Source organism: Pseudomonas sp. SDO5215_S409, assembly GCF_054071325.1.
Genome location: NZ_JBSVWN010000029.1, coordinates 51,529 through 70,936 on the forward strand (window position 1 = coordinate 51,529; position 19,408 = coordinate 70,936).

Consider the following 19,408-nt stretch of genomic DNA (forward strand, 5'->3'; position numbering starts at 1 on the left):
GCATATTCATATACCGTTTCGATCTAGGCCGCGCCCTCTAATAGAATTAGGCGCTGTGCTAGCATGCCCCGCTCGAACACGGCCCGCTGGCCGTCCATAAGATCGTTTTTCCGTGAGTAACCATGGTCGACAAACTGACGCATCTCAAACAGCTGGAGGCGGAAAGCATCCACATCATCCGCGAGGTCGCCGCCGAGTTCGATAACCCGGTGATGCTTTACTCGATCGGTAAAGACTCCGCCGTGATGCTGCACCTGGCACGCAAGGCCTTTTTTCCCGGCAAGCTGCCGTTCCCGGTGATGCACGTCGACACCCGCTGGAAATTCCAGGAGATGTACCGGTTCCGCGACAAAATGGTCGAAGAACTGGGCCTGGATCTCATCACTCACGTCAACCCTGACGGCGTGGCGCAAGGTATCAACCCCTTCACCCACGGCAGTGCCAAGCACACCGACATCATGAAGACCGAAGGCCTCAAGCAGGCCCTGGACAAACATGGTTTCGACGCAGCCTTTGGTGGCGCCCGTCGCGATGAAGAGAAATCCCGCGCCAAGGAGCGCGTGTACTCGTTCCGCGACAGCAAGCACCGCTGGGACCCGAAAAACCAGCGCCCGGAGCTGTGGAACGTCTACAACGGCAACGTGAACAAAGGCGAGTCGATCCGCGTGTTCCCGCTGTCCAACTGGACCGAGCTGGATATCTGGCAGTACATCTACCTGGAAGGCATCCCGATCGTACCGTTGTACTTCGCCGCCGAGCGTGAAGTGATCGAGAAGAACGGCACGCTGATCATGATCGACGACGAGCGCATCCTTGAGCATTTGTCTGACGAAGACAAAGCCCGAATCGTCAAAAAGAAAGTCCGTTTCCGTACCCTTGGCTGCTACCCGTTGACGGGCGCGGTGGAGTCCGAAGCCGAGACGCTGACGGACATCATTCAGGAAATGCTCCTGACGCGAACTTCCGAGCGCCAGGGCCGTGTCATCGACCACGATGGCGCAGGCTCGATGGAAGATAAAAAACGTCAGGGTTATTTCTAAGGGGTTGTCATGTCGCACGTATCTGATTTGATCAGCGAGGACATCCTCGCCTACCTGGGCCAGCACGAGCGCAAGGAAATGTTGCGCTTCCTGACCTGCGGCAACGTCGACGACGGCAAAAGCACCCTGATCGGGCGCCTGCTGCACGACTCCAAGATGATCTACGAAGATCACCTGGAAGCCATCACCCGTGACTCGAAAAAAGTCGGCACCACCGGTGACGACATCGACCTGGCGTTGCTGGTCGACGGCCTGCAGGCCGAGCGGGAGCAGGGCATCACTATCGATGTGGCCTACCGCTATTTCTCCACCGCCAAGCGCAAATTCATCATCGCCGACACCCCGGGCCATGAGCAGTACACCCGCAACATGGCCACCGGTGCGTCTACCTGTGACCTGGCGATCATCCTGATCGACGCCCGCTACGGCGTGCAGACCCAGACCCGTCGCCACAGCTACATCGCGTCCTTGCTGGGCATCAAGCACATCGTGGTGGCCATCAACAAGATGGACATCAATGGCTTTGACCAAAGCGTGTTCGAGTCGATCAAGGCCGATTACCTGAAGTTTGCCGACGGCATCGCGTTCAAGCCGAGCACCTTGGCCTTTGTGCCGATGTCGGCGCTCAAGGGTGACAACGTGGTGAACAAGAGCGAGCGTTCGCCTTGGTACACCGGGCAGTCGCTGATGGAAATCCTCGAAACCGTCGAGATCGCCAACGACCGCAACTACACCGATCTGCGTTTCCCGGTGCAGTACGTCAACCGCCCGAACCTGAACTTCCGTGGGTTTGCGGGCACCCTGGCCAGCGGTGTGGTGCACAAGGGCGATGAAGTCGTGGTGCTGCCGTCGGGCAAGAGCAGCCGCGTGAAGTCCATCGTGACCTTTGAAGGTGAGCTGGAACACGCAGGCCCCGGCCAGGCCGTGACCCTGACCATGGAAGACGAGATCGATATCTCCCGTGGCGACTTGTTGGTGCATGCCGACAACGTGCCGCAAGTGACCGACGCCTTTGACGCCATGCTGGTGTGGATGGCCGAAGAGCCGATGCTGCCGGGCAAGAAATACGACATCAAGCGCGCCACCAGCTATGTGCCGGGGTCCATCACCAGCATCGTGCACCGGGTGGACGTGAACACCCTGGAGCAGGGCGCCGCGAGTGCCTTGCAACTGAACGAGATCGGTCGGGTCAAGGTCAGCCTCGATGCGGCGATTGCGCTGGACGGTTATGAGAGCAACCGCACCACCGGCGCATTTATCGTCATCGACCGCCTGACCAACGGCACCGTGGCGGCGGGCATGATCATCGCGCCGCCGGTTGGCCAGGGCAGCGCCGCGCAGCACGGCAAGCTGGCCCACGTGGCCACCGACGAGCGCGCCCAGCGTTTCGGCCAGCAACCGGCCACCGTGTTGTTCAGCGGCCTGTCGGGCGCGGGCAAGAGCACGTTGGCTTACGCGGTGGAGCGCAAGCTGTTCGACATGGGCCGTGCGGTGTTTGTACTCGATGGCCAGAACCTGCGTCATGACCTGAACAAGGGCTTGCCGCAGGACCGTGCCGGGCGCACCGAAAACTGGCGGCGTGCCGCCCACGTGGCGCGTCAGTTCAACGAAGCGGGCCTGTTGACGCTGGCGGCGTTTGTGGCGCCGGACGCCGAAGGCCGTGAACAGGCCAAGGCGTTGATCGGTAATGACCGCCTGCTGACCGTGTACGTGCAGGCATCGCCGCTGGTGTGTGCCGAGCGCGACCCGCAGGGCCTGTACGCGGCGGGTGGGGATAACATCCCCGGCGAGTCGTTCCCGTATGACGTGCCGTTGAACGCTGACCTGGTCATCGACACCCAGGCGTTGTCGGTGGACGAGAGCGTCAAGCAGGTGCTGGAATTGCTCAGGAACCGCGGCAAGCTCTAAGCGGCAAGCCGTCTGCTAAAAGCCCGCCACCGATCACTCGGTGGCGGGCTTTTTGTTGAGCGTTCCCCTGCTCTGCGTCACGCTTTCGGGTAGCGGGTGTGCAGCGTGTTCAGCCGCTCATCCTTCTGTTCCCACAGCCGGTTGATCCAGCCTTGAAACGCCAGCCGGTATTCCCCGTCCTGTTCATAGTTCTTGCCGATAAACTGCGGCGGGATCTGCACCTCTTCGCAGTGCACCACTACTTCCTTCATGTTCCCGCAAAGCAAATCCCAATACCCGGGGCGCCCGGCGGGGTAGTGAAGGGTCACATTCACCAGGGACTTGAGCTGTTCGCCCATGGCATCGAGCACAAATGCGATCCCGCCGGCCTTGGGTTTGAGCAGGTAGCGAAACGGCGATTGCTGCTGGGCGTGCTTGCCTTCGGTAAACCGCGTGCCTTCGGCAAAGTTGAAGATGCCTACCGGGTTGTCGCGAAACTTCGCACAGGTCTTGCGGGTGGTTTCCAGGTCCTTGCCTTTCTTTTCCGGGTGTTTTTCCAGATACGCCTTGGTGTAGCGCTTCATGAACGGAAAGCCCAGTGCCCACCAGGCCAGGCCAATGACCGGGACCCAGATCAGTTCCTGCTTGAGGAAAAACTTCAGCGGGCGGATCCGGCGGTTGAACACGTATTGCAGCACCATGATGTCAACCCAGCTCTGGTGGTTGCTGGTCACCAGATAGGTGTGCCGATAGTCCAGGCCTTCCAGGCCAATCAGGTGCCAGCGGGTGCGGCGCACCAGGTTCATCCAGCCCTTGTTGTTGCTGATCCAGGCTTCATGCGTGTGGTTCATCAGCCACTCGCTGAAGCGTTTGGCGAACGGCAGCAGTTTGAACAGCGCGACGATGAACAGGAACGAGCACAGCAAAATCGTGTTCAGCGCCAGCAGCAGCGAGGCGATCACACCGCGCAGGGCGGCAGGCAGGAAATCCAGCATTTACAGGTCCACAGGTCGGTTGGCGGCTTGAATCGCCGTCAGGGCGATGGTGTACACGATGTCGTCGACCTGAGCGCCGCGCGGCAGGTCGTTCACCGGCTTGCGCAGGCCTTGCAGCATCGGGCCCAGGCTGACGCAGTCGGCGCTGCGTTGCACGGCCTTGTGGGTGGTGTTGCCGGTGTTGAGGTCCGGGAACACAAACACCGTGGCCTTGCCCGCCACCTGGCTGTTGGGCGCCAGTTGCCGGGCCACGGTTTCGTTGGCGGCGGCGTCGTATTGCAGCGGGCCGTCGATCAGCAGCGAGCGTTGCTGTTCGTGGGCGAGCAGGGTGGCCTCGCGGACTTTTTCCACTTCTTCGCCGCTGGCCGAGTCGCCGCTGGAATAGCTGATCATCGCTACCCGCGGGGTAATTCCGAACGCGGCCGCCGAATCGGCGCTTTGCAGGGCGATTTCCGCCAGTTCCGCAGCGCTGGGGTGCGGGTTCATCACGCAGTCGCCGTACACCAGCACCTGCTCGGGGAAGAGCATGAAAAACACCGACGACACCAGCGTGCAGCCCGGCGCCGTTTTAATCAGCTGCAGGGCTGGGCGGATGGTGTTGGCGGTGGAATGGATGACCCCGGACACCAGCCCGTCGACCTCATCGAGCGCCAGCATCACGGTGGCGATGACCACGGTGTCTTCCAGTTGCTGCTCGGCCATCGGCGCATTCAGGCTCTTGCTCTTGCGCAAGGCCACCATGGGCTCGACGTAGCGCGGGCGAATCAGGTCCGGGTCGAGAATCTCCAGGCCTTCGGGCAACTCGATGCCGTGGGCGCGGGCGACGGCTTCCACGTCCGCAGGCTTGGCCAGCAGCACGCAACGGGCGATGCCCCGGGCCTGGCAGATGGCGGCCGCTTGTACGGTCAGGGGCTCGCTGCCTTCGGGCAGCACGATGCGCTTGTTGGCGGCCTGGGCGCGCTGGATCAGTTGGTAGCGGAACACGGCGGGCGACAGGCGCATCTCACGCGGCGTGCCGCAGCGCTGGTGCAGCCAGCGGGCGTCGAGGTGGCTGGCGACGAAGTCGGTGATGATCTCGGCGCGCTCGCGGTCATCGATCGGGATTTCCTTGTTCAGCCCGTTGAGCTGGTTGGCGGTGTCAAAGGAGCCGGTGCTCACCGACAGCACCGGCAGGCCCGCCTGGAACGCGCCACGGCACAGGTCCATGATCCGTGGGTCGGGCAGGGTGTCGCTGGTCAGCAGCAGCCCGGCCAGGGGCACGCCGTTGATGGCCGCCAGGCTGACCGCCAGGATGATGTCGTCGCGATCCCCCGGGGTCACGACCAGCACGCCGGGCTTGAGCAGCTCAACGGTGTTGCGCATGGTGCGCGCGCAAATGATGATTTTATTCATGCGCCGGGTTTCGTAGTCACCGGCATTGAGCACCTGGGCGCCCATCAGGTCGGCGACGTCGCGGGTGCGCGGGGCGTTGAGTTCGGGTTGGTAGGGGATGCAGCCGAGCAGGCGGAAATCGCCGCTGCGCAGCAAAGGGGAATGTTCTTTGAGGCGCGTGGCAAAGGCCTCCATGCTCTCGTCGGTACGCACTTTGTTGAGGATCACGCCGAGGACTTTCGGGTCCTTGGGGCCGCCGAACAGTTGGGCCTGTAATTCCACGCGGCCGGAGAGTTCGGTGAGCACTTCGTTTTCCGGCGCCGACACCAGGATCACTTCAGCGTCCAGGCTTTTGGCCAGGTGCAGGTTGACCCGGGCCGCGTAGCTGGCGTTGCGGGTCGGCACCATGCCTTCGACGATCAACACGTCCTTGCCCACGGCGGCCTGTTGGTAAAGGGTGATGATTTCTTCGAGCAGCTCATCGAGCTGGCCGTCGCCGAGCATGCGCTCCACATGGGCCAGGCCCAGCGGTTGCGGCGGCTTGAGGCCGTGGGTGCGGGCCACCAGTTCGGTGGAGCGCTCGGGGCCGGTGTCGCCCGGGTGCGGCTGGGCAATGGGTTTGAAAAAGCCGACTTTGAGCCCGGCCCGTTCAAGGGTACGCACCAGCCCCAGGCTGATGGAGGTCAGACCCACACCAAAATCGGTGGGCGCGATAAAAAAAGTCTGCATGCGAATTCTCTAAAGGTGCATGGCTTGGGTGGCGCTCTATGGCTGAGGGCCTACCGATGATCAGGCGCCAAGGTTATCGTTATTCGCGCTCCTGCGCACACCAGCCGCACGCAAAGGCGTGGCCTATTTTTTCCAGGCGTTGGGCGGGGTCGTTGACCCAGGCCCGCGACTGCCAGGGCGGCTGGTGGCGCAGGTGCTGGGTGTGGCCGCAGGACAGTTGGACCACCCAGTGCTGGTCTGCGTCCTGATAGAAGCCGGTGACGGTCGCGTGCAGGGTTGTACCCCGTCTGTCCGGGTTGTGTTCGCTTTCGGGCAAATCCTTGTTTAGACTTGTCCGTTCTTCATTCTTATGCAAAAGGTCTCGCCCCATGCCGATCGCCGCCAACAAGGCTGTCTCCATTGACTATACCCTGACCAATGACGCTGGTGAGGTCATTGACAGCTCCGCCGGCGGCGCACCGCTGGTTTACCTGCAAGGTGCAGGTAACATCATCCCAGGCCTGGAAAAGGCGCTGGATGGCAAAGAAGTCGGTGACGAACTGACCGTTTCCGTCGAGCCGGAAGACGCCTACGGCGAATACTCCGCCGAGCTGGTCAGCACTTTGAGCCGCAGCATGTTCGAAGGTGTCGACGAACTGGAAGTGGGCATGCAGTTCCACGCTTCCGCGCCGGACGGCCAGATGCAAATCGTGACCATCCGTGACCTGGAAGGCGACGACGTCACTGTCGACGGCAACCACCCATTGGCTGGCCAGCGTCTGAACTTCCAGGTGAAGATCGTCGCGATCCGTGACGCTTCCCAAGAAGAAGTGGCCCACGGCCACGTTCACGGTGAAGGCGGTCATCACCACTGATTGAAGCGCTACGCTCAATCTGCTGGCTAAAACACCCCGACAGGTTCGGGGTGTTTTTTTGCGCGTGTAAACATGAAAACCTGCGCAAACAAAAATGCCCCGCATCTTTCGATACGGGGCATTTTTTAACTGTACGCCGGGTGAGCGGCGTTGCAGTTACTTAGGCCGCAGCAGCAACGTTCAGTGCTTTGATGTGGCCATTCAGGCGGCTCTTATGACGAGCGGCCTTGTTCTTGTGGATGATGCCTTTATCGGCCATACGGTCGATAACAGGCACAGCCAGAACGTAAGCAGCTTGAGCTTTTGCAGCGTCTTTGGTGTCGATGGCTTTCACTACATTCTTGATGTAGGTACGAACCATGGAACGCAGGCTGGCGTTGTGGCTGCGACGCTTCTCAGCCTGTTTTGCACGTTTTTTGGCGGAAGGTGAGTTGGCCACCGTCGAGCTCCTCGAAAGACTTTTTAGGAAATAGCAAACAAAATAGGCCGCGAATCATGCCGATGACTTGATGTGTTGTCAAGGCCGGCTGAAGCGAACTGCTGAGTGGTCGATCTGAAGAGGCGGGTGATTTAATTCCGGCGCTTGACCTGTAAACTCGCGAGCTTTGGCTCTGTGCTGTTGCAGGCGCGCAGTATCGCACAGGTAGGCGTTTTGTTCGCCTGCTCTTTCTCTATAGGCAAGAAATTTTCGATGAATCTGCTTAAATCGTTGGCCGCCGTCAGCTCTATCACGATGATTTCCCGGGTTCTGGGGTTTGTGCGGGACACCCTCGTGGCACGCATTTTTGGCGCCAGCATGGCCACGGATGCCTTTTTCATTGCCTTCAAATTGCCCAACCTGTTGCGGCGGATCTTTGCCGAGGGCGCGTTTTCCCAGGCATTCGTGCCGATTCTGGCGGAATACAAAACCCAGCAAGGCGAGGAGGCCACCCGTACGTTCATCGCCTATGTGTCGGGCTTGCTGACCCTGGTGCTGACGCTGGTCACGCTTGTCGGCATGCTCGCGGCGCCCTGGGTGATCTGGGCCACCGCGCCCGGTTTTGCCAATACGCCGGAAAAATTCGCGCTGACCACCGACCTGTTGCGCGTGACCTTTCCTTATATATTGCTGATTTCCCTGTCGTCCCTCGCCGGGGCAATCCTCAACACGTGGAACCGTTTCTCGGTGCCGGCCTTCGTGCCCACCCTGCTTAACGTCGCCATGATTGTTTTTGCGCTGTTCCTGACGCCGTACTTCAACCCGCCGGTGATGGCATTGGGTTGGGCGGTGCTGGCGGGCGGCCTGGCGCAACTGTTGTACCAACTGCCGCACCTGAAAAAGATCGGCATGCTCGTGCTGCCGCGCCTGAACCTCAAGGACACCGGGGTGTGGCGCGTCATGCGCAACATGCTGCCAGCGATTCTGGGGGTGTCTGTCAGCCAGATCTCGCTGATCATCAATACGGCGTTCGCCTCGGTGCTGGTGTCTGGCTCGGTGTCGTGGATGTATTACGCCGACCGCCTCATGGAGCTGCCGTCCGGCGTGCTGGGCGTGGCGCTGGGCACGATTTTGCTGCCGACGCTGTCGCGCACTTATGCCAACAAGGACCGCCATGAATATTCGCGGATCCTCGACTGGGGCCTGCGCCTGTGCTTCATGCTGGTGCTGCCCTGCGCGCTGGCGCTGGGGATTCTGGCCGAGCCGTTGACCGTCGCACTGTTTCAGTACGGCCAATTCACGGCGTTCGATGCATCGATGACCCAGCGGGCGCTGATCGCCTATTCCGTGGGCCTGCTGGCGATCATCGTGATCAAAGTGCTGGCGCCGGGTTTTTATGCCCAGCAGAACATCCGCACGCCGGTCAAAATCGCCATCTTTACCCTGGTGGTCACGCAGTTGCTCAACCTGGCGTTCATTGGCCCGTTGAAACACGCCGGGCTGGCGCTGGCGATCAGCGTCGGCGCGTGCCTCAACGCGGGCCTGCTGTTTTATCAACTGCGCAAGCAGAAGATGTTCCAGCCGCAGCCGGGCTGGACGATGTTCGCCTTGAAGCTGCTGGTGGCGGTGGGCCTGATGGCCGCGGTATTGCTGGGCCTGATGCACGTCATGCCCGCGTGGGACCAGGGCCAGATGCTGGAGCGGTTCATGCGCCTGGGCCTCTTAGTGGTGGTGGGGGTGGTGGTGTACTTCGGCCTGTTGCTGCTGATGGGCTTTCGCCTGCGAGACTTTAATCGCAAGTCGCTGGGCTAGAGACTTCGCGGCGACGGGGCGGTTGTTTTGTCGAATCGATCAAATGGCCTGCGCTGTTGCCTGTCGTCCGGGGCCGGGTGTGGTTATAATCGACCACTTTATGAGCAAGAAGCGCGTTATGCAGCTGGTTCGAGGTCTCCACAACCTGCGCCCCGAGCATCGGGGCTGCGTCGCCACTATTGGCAACTTTGACGGTGTTCACCGTGGCCACCAGGCTATCCTGGCCCGGCTGCGTGAACGTGCGGTTGAGTTGGGCGTGCCCAGCTGTGTGGTGATTTTCGAGCCACAGCCGCGCGAATTCTTCACGCCCCAAACCGCGCCTGCGCGCCTGACCCGCTTGCGCGACAAGCTGCAATTGCTGGCCGAAGAAGGCGTGGACCGCGTCCTGTGCCTGGCCTTCAACCAGCGCTTGCGCAGCCTCAGCGCGAGCGAGTTCGTTGACCGTATTCTGGTGGACGGCCTGGGCGTACAGCACTTGGAAGTCGGTGACGACTTCCGTTTTGGCTGCGATCGGGTAGGCGACTTCGATTTCCTGCAACAGGCCGGCCTGACACAAGGTTTTACGGTCGAAGCCGCGCAAACCGTCGAACTGGACGGCCTGCGCGTGAGCAGCACCCAGGTGCGTAACGCCCTGGCCGCTGCCGACTTCGACCTGGCCGAGCGCTTGCTCGGTCGCCCGTTCCGCATTGCGGGGCGGGTGCTGCATGGCCAGAAGCTGGCGCGCCAATTGGGCACGCCAACCGCCAACGTGCAGCTCAAGCGCCGTCGTGTGCCGCTGACCGGGGTTTACCTGGTGAGCGTCGACATCGACGGCCAAGCGTGGCCCGGAGTCGCCAACATAGGCGTCAGGCCCACGGTTGCAGGTGATGGCAAGGCCCACCTGGAAGTTCACCTTTTGGATTTTGCCGGTGATCTGTATGACCGGCGTTTGACGGTGGTTTTCCACCACAAGCTGCGTGAAGAGCAGCGTTTCGCCTCCCTTGAGGCGTTGAAAACGGCGATCAATGCGGATGTCGCCGCCGCCCGTGCACTAGCCGCACCTAGCGCCCATCGCTAACAAAGAGCCTTAAATGACCGACTATAAAGCCACGCTAAACCTTCCGGACACCGCCTTCCCAATGAAGGCCGGCCTGCCACAGCGCGAACCGCAGATCCTGCAGCGCTGGGACAGTATTGGCCTGTACGGAAAGTTGCGCGAGATTGGCAAGGATCGTCCGAAATTCGTCCTGCACGACGGCCCTCCTTATGCCAACGGCACGATTCACATCGGTCATGCGCTGAACAAAATTCTCAAGGACATGATCATCCGCTCCAAGACCCTTTCGGGTTTTGACGCGCCGTATGTCCCGGGCTGGGACTGCCACGGCCTGCCGATCGAGCACAAGGTTGAAGTGACCCACGGCAAGAACCTGGGCGCCGACAAGACCCGCGAGCTGTGCCGCGCCTACGCCACCGAGCAGATCGAAGGCCAGAAGGCCGAGTTCATCCGCCTGGGTGTGCTGGGCGACTGGGCCAACCCGTACAAGACCATGGACTTCAAGAACGAGGCCGGTGAAATCCGCGCCTTGGCCGAAATCGTCAAGGGTGGTTTTGTGTTCAAGGGCCTCAAGCCCGTGAACTGGTGCTTTGACTGCGGTTCGGCCCTGGCCGAGGCAGAAGTCGAGTACGAAGATAAAAAGTCCTCGACCATCGACGTGGCCTTCCCGATCGCCGACGACGCCAAGCTGGCGCAGGCCTTTGGCCTGGCCAGCCTGGCCAAACCCGCCTCGATCGTGATCTGGACCACCACCCCGTGGACCATCCCGGCCAACCAGGCACTGAACGTGCACCCGGAATTCACCTACGCCCTGGTGGACGTGGGTGATCGCTTGCTGGTGCTGGCCGAAGAAATGGTCGAGCCGTGCCTGGCGCGCTACGAACTGCAAGGTTCGGTGATCGCCACCACCACCGGTGCCGCGCTGGAACTGATCAACTTCCGTCACCCGTTCTACGACCGCCTGTCGCCTGTCTACCTGGCCGACTACGTCGAACTGGGTTCGGGCACCGGCGTGGTTCACTCCTCCCCGGCCTATGGCGTCGACGACTTTGTGACCTGCAAAGCCTACGGCATGGTCAACGATGACATCCTGAACCCGGTGCAGAGCAACGGCGTTTACGTGCCGTCGCTGGAGTTCTTCGGTGGCCAGTTCATCTTCAAGGCCAACCCCGCGATCATCGACAAATTGACGCAAGTGGGTGCGCTGCTGCACACCGAAACCATCAAACACAGCTACATGCACTGCTGGCGCCACAAGACCCCGCTGATCTACCGCGCTACGGCGCAGTGGTTCATCGGTATGGACAAAGAGCCCGTCAGCGGCGACACCCTGCGTAACCGCGCGATCAAGGCGATCGAGGACACCACGTTCGTCCCGGCCTGGGGCCAGGCGCGCCTGCACTCGATGATCGCCAACCGCCCGGACTGGTGCATCTCCCGCCAGCGCAACTGGGGCGTGCCGATCCCGTTCTTCCTGAACAAGGAAAGCGGCGAGATGCACCCACGCACCGTCGAACTGATGGAGCAAGTGGCCCAGCGCGTTGAACAGGAAGGCATCGAAGCCTGGTTCAAACTCGACGCCGCCGAGCTGTTGGGCGACGAAGCGCCGCTGTACGACAAGATCAGCGACACCCTCGACGTGTGGTTCGACTCCGGCACCACCCACTGGCATGTGCTGCGCGGTTCGCACCCGATGGGTCACGAATCGGGCCCGCGCGCCGACCTGTACCTGGAAGGTTCGGACCAACACCGTGGCTGGTTCCACTCGTCCCTGCTGACCGGCTGCGCCATCGACGATCACGCCCCCTACCGCGAGCTGCTGACCCACGGTTTCACCGTGGACGAAAACGGCCGCAAGATGTCCAAGTCGTTGGGCAACGTGATCGCCCCGCAAAAGGTCAACGACACGCTGGGCGCCGACATCATGCGCCTGTGGGTCGCTTCCACCGACTACTCGGGCGAGATGGCTGTGTCGGAGCAGATCCTGCAGCGCAGCGCCGATGCCTACCGCCGCATCCGCAATACCGCACGCTTTTTGCTGTCGAACCTGACCGGCTTCAACCCGGCCACCGACCTGCTGCCGGCCGACGACATGCTGGCCCTGGACCGTTGGGCCGTGGACCGTACCCTGTTGTTGCAACGTGAGCTGCAAGAGCACTACGGCGAATACCGTTTCTGGAACGTCTACTCCAAGATCCACAACTTCTGCGTGCAGGAGCTGGGCGGTTTCTACCTCGACATCATCAAGGACCGCCAGTACACCACCGGCGCCAACAGCAAGGCGCGCCGCTCGGCGCAGACCGCGCTGTACCACATCAGCGAAGCGCTGGTGCGCTGGATCGCGCCGATCCTGGCGTTTACCGCCGACGAGCTGTGGGAATACCTGCCGGGCGAGCGTAACGAGTCTGTGATGCTCAACACCTGGTACGAAGGCCTGACCGAACTGCCGGCCGACTTCGAACTGGGCCGCGAGTACTGGGAAGGGGTCATGGCGGTCAAGGCTGCCGTGAACAAGGAGTTGGAAGTGCAGCGTGCGGCCAAGGCCGTGGGCGGTAACTTGCAGGCCGAAGTCACGTTGTTTGCCGAGGACGGCTTGAGCGCCGACCTGGCCAAACTGAGCAACGAACTGCGTTTTGTGCTGATCACGTCCACCGCCAGCCTGGCGCCGTTCGCCCAGGCACCGGCTGATGCCGTGGTCACCGAAGTGCCGGGCCTCAAACTCAAAGTGGTCAAGTCGGCCTTCGCCAAGTGCGCCCGTTGCTGGCACTGCCGTGAAGACGTCGGCGTGAACCCCGAGCATCCCGAGATCTGCGGTCGCTGCGTCGATAACATCTCCGGTACTGGCGAGGTCCGCCACTATGCCTAAGGCCGGTCGTTTCGGACGTCTGGGCTGGCTCGTACTGAGCGTGCTGGTGCTGGTCATTGACCAGCTCAGCAAGGCTCATTTCGAGGGTGCCTTGCAGATGTACCAGCAGATTATTGTCATTCCCGACTACTTCAGCTGGACCCTGGCCTACAACACAGGCGCCGCATTCAGCTTCCTGGCCGACAGTTCGGGCTGGCAGCGCTGGCTGTTTGCCCTGATTGCCGTGGTGGTCAGTGCGGTACTGGTGGTGTGGCTCAAGCGCCTGGGGCGCGACGACACCTGGCTGGCCATTGCGCTGGCGCTGGTGCTCGGCGGCGCGCTGGGCAACCTGTACGACCGCATCGTGCTGGGCCATGTGATCGACTTTATCCTGGTGCATTGGCAGAACCGCTGGTACTTCCCGGCGTTCAACTTCGCCGACAGCGCCATCACCGTCGGTGCAATCATGCTGGCGCTGGATATGTTCAACAGTAAGAAAACCGGAGGGGCCGTTCATGACTGAACACGTAGTGGCTGAGCAACGCATCGGCCAAAACACGGAAGTCACCTTGCATTTTGCATTGCGCCTGGAGAATGGCGACACGGTCGACAGCACCTTCGACAAGGCTCCGGCCACCTTCAAGGTCGGCGACGGCAACCTGCTGCCGGGTTTCGAGGCGGCCCTGTTCGGGTTCAAGGCGGGCGACAAGCGCAACCTGCAGATCCTGCCGGAAAACGCCTTTGGCCAGCCCAACCCGCAAAACGTGCAGATCATCCCGCGCTCGCAGTTCCAGGACATGGACCTGTCTGAAGGCCTGTTGGTGATCTTCAACGATGCGGCGAACACCGAGTTGCCAGGGGTGGTGAAAGCGTTCGATGACGCGCAAGTGACCATCGACTTCAACCACCCGCTGGCCGGCAAAACCTTGACCTTTGATGTCGAGATCATCGACGTTAAAGCACTCTGACTGGCAAAACCGGCTCCTGTGGAGCCGGGCTTGTGTGGGCGCAGGCACGCCAGCGCCCACAAGACACGAGGCACAGCATGCAAATCAAACTCGCCAACCCCCGTGGCTTCTGCGCCGGCGTGGACCGCGCGATCGAAATCGTCAACCGCGCCCTGGAAGTCTTCGGGCCGCCGATCTACGTGCGCCATGAAGTGGTCCACAACAAGTTCGTGGTTGAAGACCTGCGGGCACGCGGCGCTATCTTTGTCGAAGAGCTCGACCAGGTGCCGGACGACGTCATCGTCATCTTCAGTGCCCACGGTGTGTCCCAGGCGGTGCGCAGCGAAGCGTCGGGCCGTGGCCTGAAAGTGTTCGATGCCACCTGCCCGCTGGTGACCAAGGTGCACATCGAAGTGGCGCGCTACAGCCGTGATGGCCGTGAATGCATCCTGATCGGCCACGCCGGGCATCCGGAAGTCGAAGGCACCATGGGCCAGTACGACGCCAGCAATGGCGGCGCGATCTACCTGGTCGAAGACGAGAAAGACGTCGCCGCCCTTCAAGTGCACAACCCGGAAAAACTGGCGTTCGTGACGCAGACAACCTTGTCCATGGATGACACCAGCCGCGTCATCGACGCGCTGCGCACGCGTTTCCCGGCCATTGGCGGGCCGCGCAAGGATGACATCTGCTACGCCACGCAAAACCGCCAGGACGCAGTCAAGCAATTGGCCGACGAATGCGACGTGGTGCTGGTGGTGGGCAGCCCCAACAGCTCCAACTCCAACCGTTTGCGTGAGCTGGCCGAGCGCATGGCCACCCCGGCCTACCTGATCGACGGTGCCGAAGACCTGCAACGCAGCTGGTTCGACGGCGTTGAGCGCATCGGTATCACGGCGGGAGCCTCGGCGCCCGAGGTGCTGGTGCGCGGCGTGATCCAGCAACTGCAGGCCTGGGGTGCCACGGGGGCTGACGAGCTGGCGGGGCGTGAAGAGAACATCACTTTCTCCATGCCCAAGGAGCTGCGGGTTCGTTCACTGCTTTGATACCGGAGGTGTCGGGGCCGCTGCGGCACAGGGCCTGCTCGGTTTTTTCACTGCGCAGGCTGATGCGCCCGCTGGGCGCCAGCACCATCTGATACAGGCTCAATTGCCCGTCCCTTGCGCAGATATGCACGGTGCCAGCACGAAAGGCGCCAGCTGACAGCAGCGGCTCGCCCAGGCCGCTGAAGCGAATCTGCGTTTTCACCGGTGTGTTGCCGACCACCGGGATGTGCCCGCTGTGCCGACGCTCCAGCAACACGGGGTTGCCCTCGTCCAGTTGACCGCGACCGCTCAGGTCCAGTACCACCCTCCATCCCAGGCTCCAGTCATCGTCCAGTGCGTGGATCACCACCGTGTGGTTGCGTGTTATGGCCTGCGTGCGCGCATAGCGCACGCCGGTTGTCAGGGATTGTGCGGTGTCCTGGCGTCGTTGCGATTCAAGCAGCCCCTTGAAGGCGGGAACGGCCAGGTTGGCCAGGGCGCCGCTCAGCAGCAAACCGAGCAACAGCTCGATCAATGTGAAACCTCTTTGTCTCATGACGCGTCCCTCCGTGGACGTGGTTGCAAGCCCCTGTGAGGGCAGACGTAGTTATAGCGTCGAGCCCGGTTCGCCGAATGATGGCCTTGTTGTCCAAAGTATTTCGCTTTGTTCCCGCGTGCGGCGCGCCCGCAAGAGCGGCGCTAGTCTTGGCTCGCACCGCAGGGTTACCCCTGCCTCTTGAAGACCTTCGACATGGATGACGACGGTAATGAACGCTTGCCCGATGACGTTTCACCCCCGCACCGCTCAGGCTGGAATGAGTGTGATCGAGGTGCTGGTTTCGCTGTTGATACTGTCCATTGGCTTGCTGGGCGCTGCATTGATCCAGCTGAATGCGCTGCGCTACACCGACAGCTCGCGGATGACCAGCCAGGCCAGTTTCATCGCCTATGACATGCTGGACCGGATTCGCGCGAATGTCGGTGCCGACTACACCTGGAAACGGGGCGAACGGGCCCCTTACGGCAGCAGTATCCGCGACCTCGACCTGCATGATTTCGAGGCCAATATCACCGGTTTTGCCGGGGAGAGTGCCAAGGGGGCGATTTCACTCAGCGCTGGCACCGTGACCATCAGCATCAGCTGGGATGATTCACGGGGGACGAAGGCGGAGGGCGCCCGGGAAACATTCACCCTCACCAGCCGGATTGCCGTCGATTCGCGGGTGTCACCATGAGCCCGTTTACACGGGGGTTCAGCCTGGTGGAAATCCTGCTGTCGCTGGCCCTTGGCCTCGTGCTGATGCTGGGGGCCGCCCGGGTGTTCATCGGTGCGCGAAGCACTCACGCCAGCCAGCAGGCCGCCATGGCGATGCAGGATGACGCCCGCTTTGTGCTGGGCAAAATGGTCCAGGAGATCCGCCTGGCGGGTATGTTCGGCTGCCTGTCCACGGCATTGATCCGCAACGCCCCTGCCGACTTTGACCGGCCGATTGGCTGGGGCGCGGCCAGCGGCTCGCGGTCCTTGACGCTGGTGACCGCCGATGCTGGAGACAGCGCCAGCAAGGCCGATTGGACGGTGGTGTCCGACTGCACCGGCAGCGCGCAGGCTTATGCCGCCGCCGTACCGTTGCCCACGCCCGGGCAGATACGTTTCCCGGTGCGCAAACTGACCTACACCTTTGAGTCCTCCCAGTTGAAGCTCAGCACGCCGGCTGCACCGGCCAAGGTGGCGCTGGTGGATAACGTCCGTGCGTTCGATATCAGCTTTGGCGTGGCGGCCGGGGAGGGCTCAAGCGTTGTCACGCGGTATGACGCAAGCCCGGTCAACGAGGCCTTGATCCGCAGCGTGCGGATTGTACTCACGCTCCAGGACCCTCGCGGGCTGGTGAGGGACCAGACCTATGGTGTGGTCGCGGCGCTGCGTAATCGCCTGGAGTAACGCGGCCATGAATGCACGGTCTACGCGGCAGGCGGGCATGGTTTTGCTGCTCAGTCTGGTGTTTTTGTTGCTACTGACGATGGTGGGGCTGTCGTCGATGCAGGCGGCCATTTCCCAGGAAAAAATTACCGCCAGCATCCGGCATAGAAACCAGGCGTTTCAACGGGCCGAAAGTGGGTTGAGGTTGGGGGAGGCGGCTGTTCAATCGCCAGGCACAGGCTTGATGCCGTGCCGGTCAATCGTAACCTGCGCGCCGCCCGCTGAAGCGGCTTCGGTGCTCGGGCCGGGGTTCAATCCGGGGTCCGCGGTTAACTGGGTTGGCATGAAAGAGGGGCTTTATGGCATGCAGAACCTTGGCCAGGCCGTGGGCGGCGCGCACCTGCCGCCGCACACCCAGGCCACGTTGTATCGGGTGACGTCCGTGGGCACCAACGGGTACTCGCGTGTGGTGCTGGAGAGCATTTATGCACGGGCGTCCGGGGAGGGTGGCGAGCGGTTTCGGCGCATCATGTGGCGGCAACTTCAGTAGGCGGGCAGCGCAATGAGCAAAAACAGCGCAGGGTTTACCCTGATCGAACTGTTGATTGGCGTGGCGATTGTCGGGGTGTTGGCCAGCATTGCCTACCCGGGCTACGCCCGGCATATGAAGAAGGTCTATCGCGCCGAAATCGTCGGGTTGTTGAGCGAGCAGGCGCACTATCTGGAGCGGTATCACACCCGCAACGGCACTTTTATTGAGGCAACCGGCGTCATTGACGGTAACGATCGCTATAGAATCACCGCTGCTTTGAGCCCTCAGGATTTCACACTGATTGCCACACCCCTTGAAGGGGCGGCCATGGAAGGCGATCGTTGTGGGGGCTTCAGCCTGACCGGCACCGGCGTCAGGAGTAACCCGGGAGCTTCGCCCAACATGACGCTTCAAGCGTGCTGGGGGCAATGATGAGGATCATCGACGATTGGGCGCCCGGCGCGCTTGTCTCTTTTTATCGACTGGATCGAACGATGGCTAAGCAGCAAGTAGTGGTGGTTGGAGGTGGGGTAATTGGGTTGTTGACGGCGTTCAACCTGGCGACCGAAGGGCAGGCTGTCGTTCTGCTGGAGCGCGCAGGGGTGGGGCAAGAGTCGTCCTGGGCCGGGGGCGGCATTGTTTCCCCGCTCTACCCTTGGCGCTACAGCCCGGCGGTTACTGCGCTGGCGCACTGGTCGCAGGATTTTTACCCGCAATTGGGCGAGCGCCTATTCGCAGCGACCGGCATTGACCCCGAAGTTCATACCACCGGCCTTTACTGGCTGGACCTGGACGATGAAGTCGAAGCCCTGGCCTGGGCTGCCCGCGAGGGACGTCCGTTGAGCAAGGTGGATATCTCGGCGGCCCATGATGCGGTGCCGGTGCTGGGCAGCGGTTACAGCGACGCTATCTATATGGCTGACGTCGCAAACGTGCGCAACCCGCGTCTGGTCAAATCCTTGAAAGCGGCGCTGCTGGCCTTGCCCGACGTGACGATTCACGAGCAGTGCGTTGTTGAAGGTTTTATCCAGCAGGGTGGCCGCGTCGTGGGGGTAAACACTGCCCAAGGAGCTATACGCGGCGACCAGGTGGTGCTGGCCGCCGGTGCCTGGAGCGGCCAGTTATTGGGGCTGTTGGGGCTGGTATTGCCGGTGGAGCCGGTTAAAGGTCAGATGATTTTGTACAAATGCGCATCGGACTTTTTACCGTGCATGGTGCTCGCCAAGGGGCGTTACGCCATTCCTCGCCGCGATGGGCACATTCTGATTGGCAGCACGCTGGAGCATGAGGGGTTCGACAAGACGCCAACCGACGTGGCGTTGGAAAGCCTGAAAGCCTCGGCGCAGGAGTTGATTCCGGCCCTGGCAGGTGCCGAGGTCGTGGGGCATTGGGCGGGCTTGCGTCCCGGGTCGCCGGAGGGCATTCCCTACATTGGCAAGGTGCCCGGGTTTGACGGGTTGTGGCTCAATTGTGGGCACTACCGCAATGGCCTGGTGCTGGCACCGGCGTCCTGTCAGTTGTTTGCAGACCTGTTGCTGGGGCGCGAACCGATCATTGACCCGGCGCCTTACGCGCCTGAAGGCCGCCTTTAGATAGACACAATGCCAACCCCGCGCGAGCGGCTGTTCAGCGCTGGATGGATTTTGGACCCTGCTCCAGATGGGCCTGGGTGCAATACCATTCCTGGCGCTGGCTCAAGGCCCGGTCTTGCGGCAGGTGAACGCCGCAGTGAGCACAGCGCACCATGGGCGTCGGGCCGGGCTCGGCAGGCCGTTGCCCCTGGGCGGGCGGGCTTTTGAATTTGCGCCAGAACCACACCGCAGCGGCAATAACGGCAATCCAGAACAGTAGACGAACCATGGCGGGCAGTTTCTCGAAGAGGAAGGCGCAAGTTTAGCCAAGGACGCTACAGGCGCCCAGCGCAATAACGTACGCCCATAAAAAAGGTTCTTCACGGAATCCCGGGAAAGACAGAAACAAGAACGCCGATTTGATGGAT

20 protein-coding genes are annotated in these 19,408 nt (G+C 61.8%); 14 read left to right on the forward strand and 6 right to left on the reverse strand.

Annotated features, from left to right (window positions below; genetic code table 11):
- Positions 1-122 precede the first annotated feature (122 nt).
- Positions 123-1,040: a sulfate adenylyltransferase subunit CysD gene (gene cysD, locus ACW9H9_RS16360; protein ID WP_457344261.1), complete on the forward strand. Its 918-nt coding sequence runs from the start codon at positions 123-125 to the stop codon at positions 1,038-1,040.
- A gap of 9 nt (positions 1,041-1,049) precedes the next feature.
- Positions 1,050-2,948, forward strand: coding sequence for a sulfate adenylyltransferase subunit CysN (gene cysN / locus ACW9H9_RS16365; RefSeq protein WP_457344262.1), 1,899 nt, complete (start codon positions 1,050-1,052; stop codon positions 2,946-2,948).
- Between the two features lie 77 nt (positions 2,949-3,025).
- Here the strand turns inward: cysN and ACW9H9_RS16370 are convergent, their stop codons facing one another.
- The 3 genes from ACW9H9_RS16370 to ACW9H9_RS16380 all read right to left on the reverse strand — a co-directional run bounded on the left by ACW9H9_RS16370 (position 3,026) and on the right by ACW9H9_RS16380 (position 6,338).
- Complete coding sequence (locus ACW9H9_RS16370) at positions 3,026-3,922, reverse strand: acyltransferase (protein ID WP_457344263.1); 897 nt, start codon at positions 3,920-3,922, stop codon at positions 3,026-3,028.
- On the reverse strand, positions 3,923-6,022 hold the full coding sequence (gene pta / locus ACW9H9_RS16375) for a phosphate acetyltransferase (protein WP_457344265.1): 2,100 nt from the start codon (positions 6,020-6,022) through the stop codon (positions 3,923-3,925).
- Positions 6,023-6,101: 79 nt separating this feature from the next.
- Positions 6,102-6,338 carry a DUF3565 domain-containing protein gene (locus ACW9H9_RS16380; protein WP_457344266.1) on the reverse strand — a complete coding sequence of 79 codons (237 nt, stop codon included), beginning with the start codon at positions 6,336-6,338 and terminating at the stop codon, positions 6,102-6,104.
- 52 nt (positions 6,339-6,390) lie between these two features.
- Between ACW9H9_RS16380 and ACW9H9_RS16385 the strand changes: the two genes are divergently transcribed.
- Positions 6,391-6,876, forward strand: a complete 486-nt coding sequence (locus ACW9H9_RS16385) for an FKBP-type peptidyl-prolyl cis-trans isomerase (protein WP_457344267.1) — start codon at positions 6,391-6,393, stop codon at positions 6,874-6,876.
- Between the two features lie 160 nt (positions 6,877-7,036).
- On the opposite strand, the gene rpsT is transcribed toward ACW9H9_RS16385, so the two are convergent.
- Positions 7,037-7,315: a 30S ribosomal protein S20 gene (rpsT, locus tag ACW9H9_RS16390; protein WP_457344268.1), complete on the reverse strand. Its 279-nt coding sequence runs from the start codon at positions 7,313-7,315 to the stop codon at positions 7,037-7,039.
- 252 nt (positions 7,316-7,567) lie between these two features.
- Here rpsT and murJ point away from each other — a divergent pair, with 252 nt between their 5' ends.
- The 6 genes from murJ to ispH all read left to right on the forward strand — a co-directional run bounded on the left by murJ (position 7,568) and on the right by ispH (position 14,980).
- Positions 7,568-9,106: a murein biosynthesis integral membrane protein MurJ gene (murJ, locus tag ACW9H9_RS16395; protein WP_457344269.1), complete on the forward strand. Its 1,539-nt coding sequence runs from the start codon at positions 7,568-7,570 to the stop codon at positions 9,104-9,106.
- A gap of 118 nt (positions 9,107-9,224) precedes the next feature.
- Positions 9,225-10,163 carry a bifunctional riboflavin kinase/FAD synthetase gene (ribF, locus tag ACW9H9_RS16400; protein WP_457344271.1) on the forward strand — a complete coding sequence of 313 codons (939 nt, stop codon included), beginning with the start codon at positions 9,225-9,227 and terminating at the stop codon, positions 10,161-10,163.
- 13 nt (positions 10,164-10,176) lie between these two features.
- Complete coding sequence (ileS, locus tag ACW9H9_RS16405) at positions 10,177-13,008, forward strand: isoleucine--tRNA ligase (RefSeq protein ID WP_457344272.1); 2,832 nt, start codon at positions 10,177-10,179, stop codon at positions 13,006-13,008.
- On the forward strand, positions 13,001-13,510 hold the full coding sequence (gene lspA, locus ACW9H9_RS16410; protein ID WP_457344273.1) for a signal peptidase II: 510 nt from the start codon (positions 13,001-13,003) through the stop codon (positions 13,508-13,510). Before ileS ends, lspA begins: the two co-directional genes overlap by 8 nt.
- On the forward strand, positions 13,503-13,955 hold the full coding sequence (gene fkpB, locus ACW9H9_RS16415) for an FKBP-type peptidyl-prolyl cis-trans isomerase (RefSeq protein WP_457344275.1): 453 nt from the start codon (positions 13,503-13,505) through the stop codon (positions 13,953-13,955). Before lspA ends, fkpB begins: the two co-directional genes overlap by 8 nt.
- A gap of 77 nt (positions 13,956-14,032) precedes the next feature.
- Positions 14,033-14,980, forward strand: coding sequence for a 4-hydroxy-3-methylbut-2-enyl diphosphate reductase (ispH, locus tag ACW9H9_RS16420; RefSeq protein ID WP_457344276.1), 948 nt, complete (start codon positions 14,033-14,035; stop codon positions 14,978-14,980).
- Here the strand turns inward: ispH and ACW9H9_RS16425 are convergent.
- Positions 14,934-15,515, reverse strand: a complete 582-nt coding sequence (locus ACW9H9_RS16425) for a GspH/FimT family pseudopilin (RefSeq protein ID WP_457344277.1) — start codon at positions 15,513-15,515, stop codon at positions 14,934-14,936. The genes ispH and ACW9H9_RS16425 overlap by 47 nt on opposite strands.
- Before the next feature lie 211 nt (positions 15,516-15,726).
- Here ACW9H9_RS16425 and pilV point away from each other — a divergent pair, with 211 nt between their 5' ends.
- From pilV to thiO, 5 genes are all read left to right on the forward strand, one after another.
- Positions 15,727-16,194, forward strand: a complete 468-nt coding sequence (pilV, locus tag ACW9H9_RS16430) for a type IV pilus modification protein PilV (protein ID WP_457344278.1) — start codon at positions 15,727-15,729, stop codon at positions 16,192-16,194.
- Entirely contained in the window at positions 16,191-16,898 is a 708-nt protein-coding gene (locus tag ACW9H9_RS16435; RefSeq protein ID WP_457344279.1) for a PilW family protein, read from the forward strand. Before pilV ends, ACW9H9_RS16435 begins: the two co-directional genes overlap by 4 nt.
- Positions 16,899-16,905: 7 nt before the next feature.
- Positions 16,906-17,427 (forward strand): pilus assembly PilX family protein, encoded by a 522-nt coding sequence (locus ACW9H9_RS16440; protein ID WP_457344280.1) that lies wholly within the window; start codon positions 16,906-16,908, stop codon positions 17,425-17,427.
- A 12-nt stretch (positions 17,428-17,439) separates the two neighbouring features.
- Entirely contained in the window at positions 17,440-17,841 is a 402-nt protein-coding gene (locus tag ACW9H9_RS16445) for a type IV pilin protein (RefSeq protein ID WP_457344281.1), read from the forward strand.
- A gap of 62 nt (positions 17,842-17,903) precedes the next feature.
- The gene (gene thiO / locus ACW9H9_RS16450; RefSeq protein WP_457344282.1) at positions 17,904-19,001 is read left to right on the forward strand and encodes a glycine oxidase ThiO; all 1,098 of its coding nucleotides are present in this window, start codon (positions 17,904-17,906) and stop codon (positions 18,999-19,001) included.
- A gap of 34 nt (positions 19,002-19,035) precedes the next feature.
- Here the strand turns inward: thiO and ACW9H9_RS16455 are convergent, their stop codons facing one another.
- Positions 19,036-19,269: a PP0621 family protein gene (locus tag ACW9H9_RS16455; RefSeq protein WP_457344283.1), complete on the reverse strand. Its 234-nt coding sequence runs from the start codon at positions 19,267-19,269 to the stop codon at positions 19,036-19,038.
- Positions 19,270-19,408 lie beyond the last annotated feature (139 nt).

Coding starts and splice junctions, on each gene's coding strand:
- cysD (WP_457344261.1), top strand. CDS start 123: ATGGTCGACAAACTGACGCATCTCAAACAGCTGGAGGCGGAAAGCATC.
- cysN (WP_457344262.1), top strand. CDS start 1,050: ATGTCGCACGTATCTGATTTGATCAGCGAGGACATCCTCGCCTACCTG.
- ACW9H9_RS16370 (WP_457344263.1), bottom strand. CDS start 3,922: ATGCTGGATTTCCTGCCTGCCGCCCTGCGCGGTGTGATCGCCTCGCTG.
- pta (WP_457344265.1), bottom strand. CDS start 6,022: ATGCAGACTTTTTTTATCGCGCCCACCGATTTTGGTGTGGGTCTGACC.
- ACW9H9_RS16385 (WP_457344267.1), top strand. CDS start 6,391: ATGCCGATCGCCGCCAACAAGGCTGTCTCCATTGACTATACCCTGACC.
- murJ (WP_457344269.1), top strand. CDS start 7,568: ATGAATCTGCTTAAATCGTTGGCCGCCGTCAGCTCTATCACGATGATT.
- ribF (WP_457344271.1), top strand. CDS start 9,225: ATGCAGCTGGTTCGAGGTCTCCACAACCTGCGCCCCGAGCATCGGGGC.
- ileS (WP_457344272.1), top strand. CDS start 10,177: ATGACCGACTATAAAGCCACGCTAAACCTTCCGGACACCGCCTTCCCA.
- lspA (WP_457344273.1), top strand. CDS start 13,001: ATGCCTAAGGCCGGTCGTTTCGGACGTCTGGGCTGGCTCGTACTGAGC.
- fkpB (WP_457344275.1), top strand. CDS start 13,503: ATGACTGAACACGTAGTGGCTGAGCAACGCATCGGCCAAAACACGGAA.
- ispH (WP_457344276.1), top strand. CDS start 14,033: ATGCAAATCAAACTCGCCAACCCCCGTGGCTTCTGCGCCGGCGTGGAC.
- ACW9H9_RS16425 (WP_457344277.1), bottom strand. CDS start 15,515: ATGAGACAAAGAGGTTTCACATTGATCGAGCTGTTGCTCGGTTTGCTG.
- pilV (WP_457344278.1), top strand. CDS start 15,727: ATGAACGCTTGCCCGATGACGTTTCACCCCCGCACCGCTCAGGCTGGA.
- ACW9H9_RS16435 (WP_457344279.1), top strand. CDS start 16,191: ATGAGCCCGTTTACACGGGGGTTCAGCCTGGTGGAAATCCTGCTGTCG.
- ACW9H9_RS16440 (WP_457344280.1), top strand. CDS start 16,906: ATGAATGCACGGTCTACGCGGCAGGCGGGCATGGTTTTGCTGCTCAGT.
- ACW9H9_RS16445 (WP_457344281.1), top strand. CDS start 17,440: ATGAGCAAAAACAGCGCAGGGTTTACCCTGATCGAACTGTTGATTGGC.
- thiO (WP_457344282.1), top strand. CDS start 17,904: ATGGCTAAGCAGCAAGTAGTGGTGGTTGGAGGTGGGGTAATTGGGTTG.
- ACW9H9_RS16455 (WP_457344283.1), bottom strand. CDS start 19,269: ATGGTTCGTCTACTGTTCTGGATTGCCGTTATTGCCGCTGCGGTGTGG.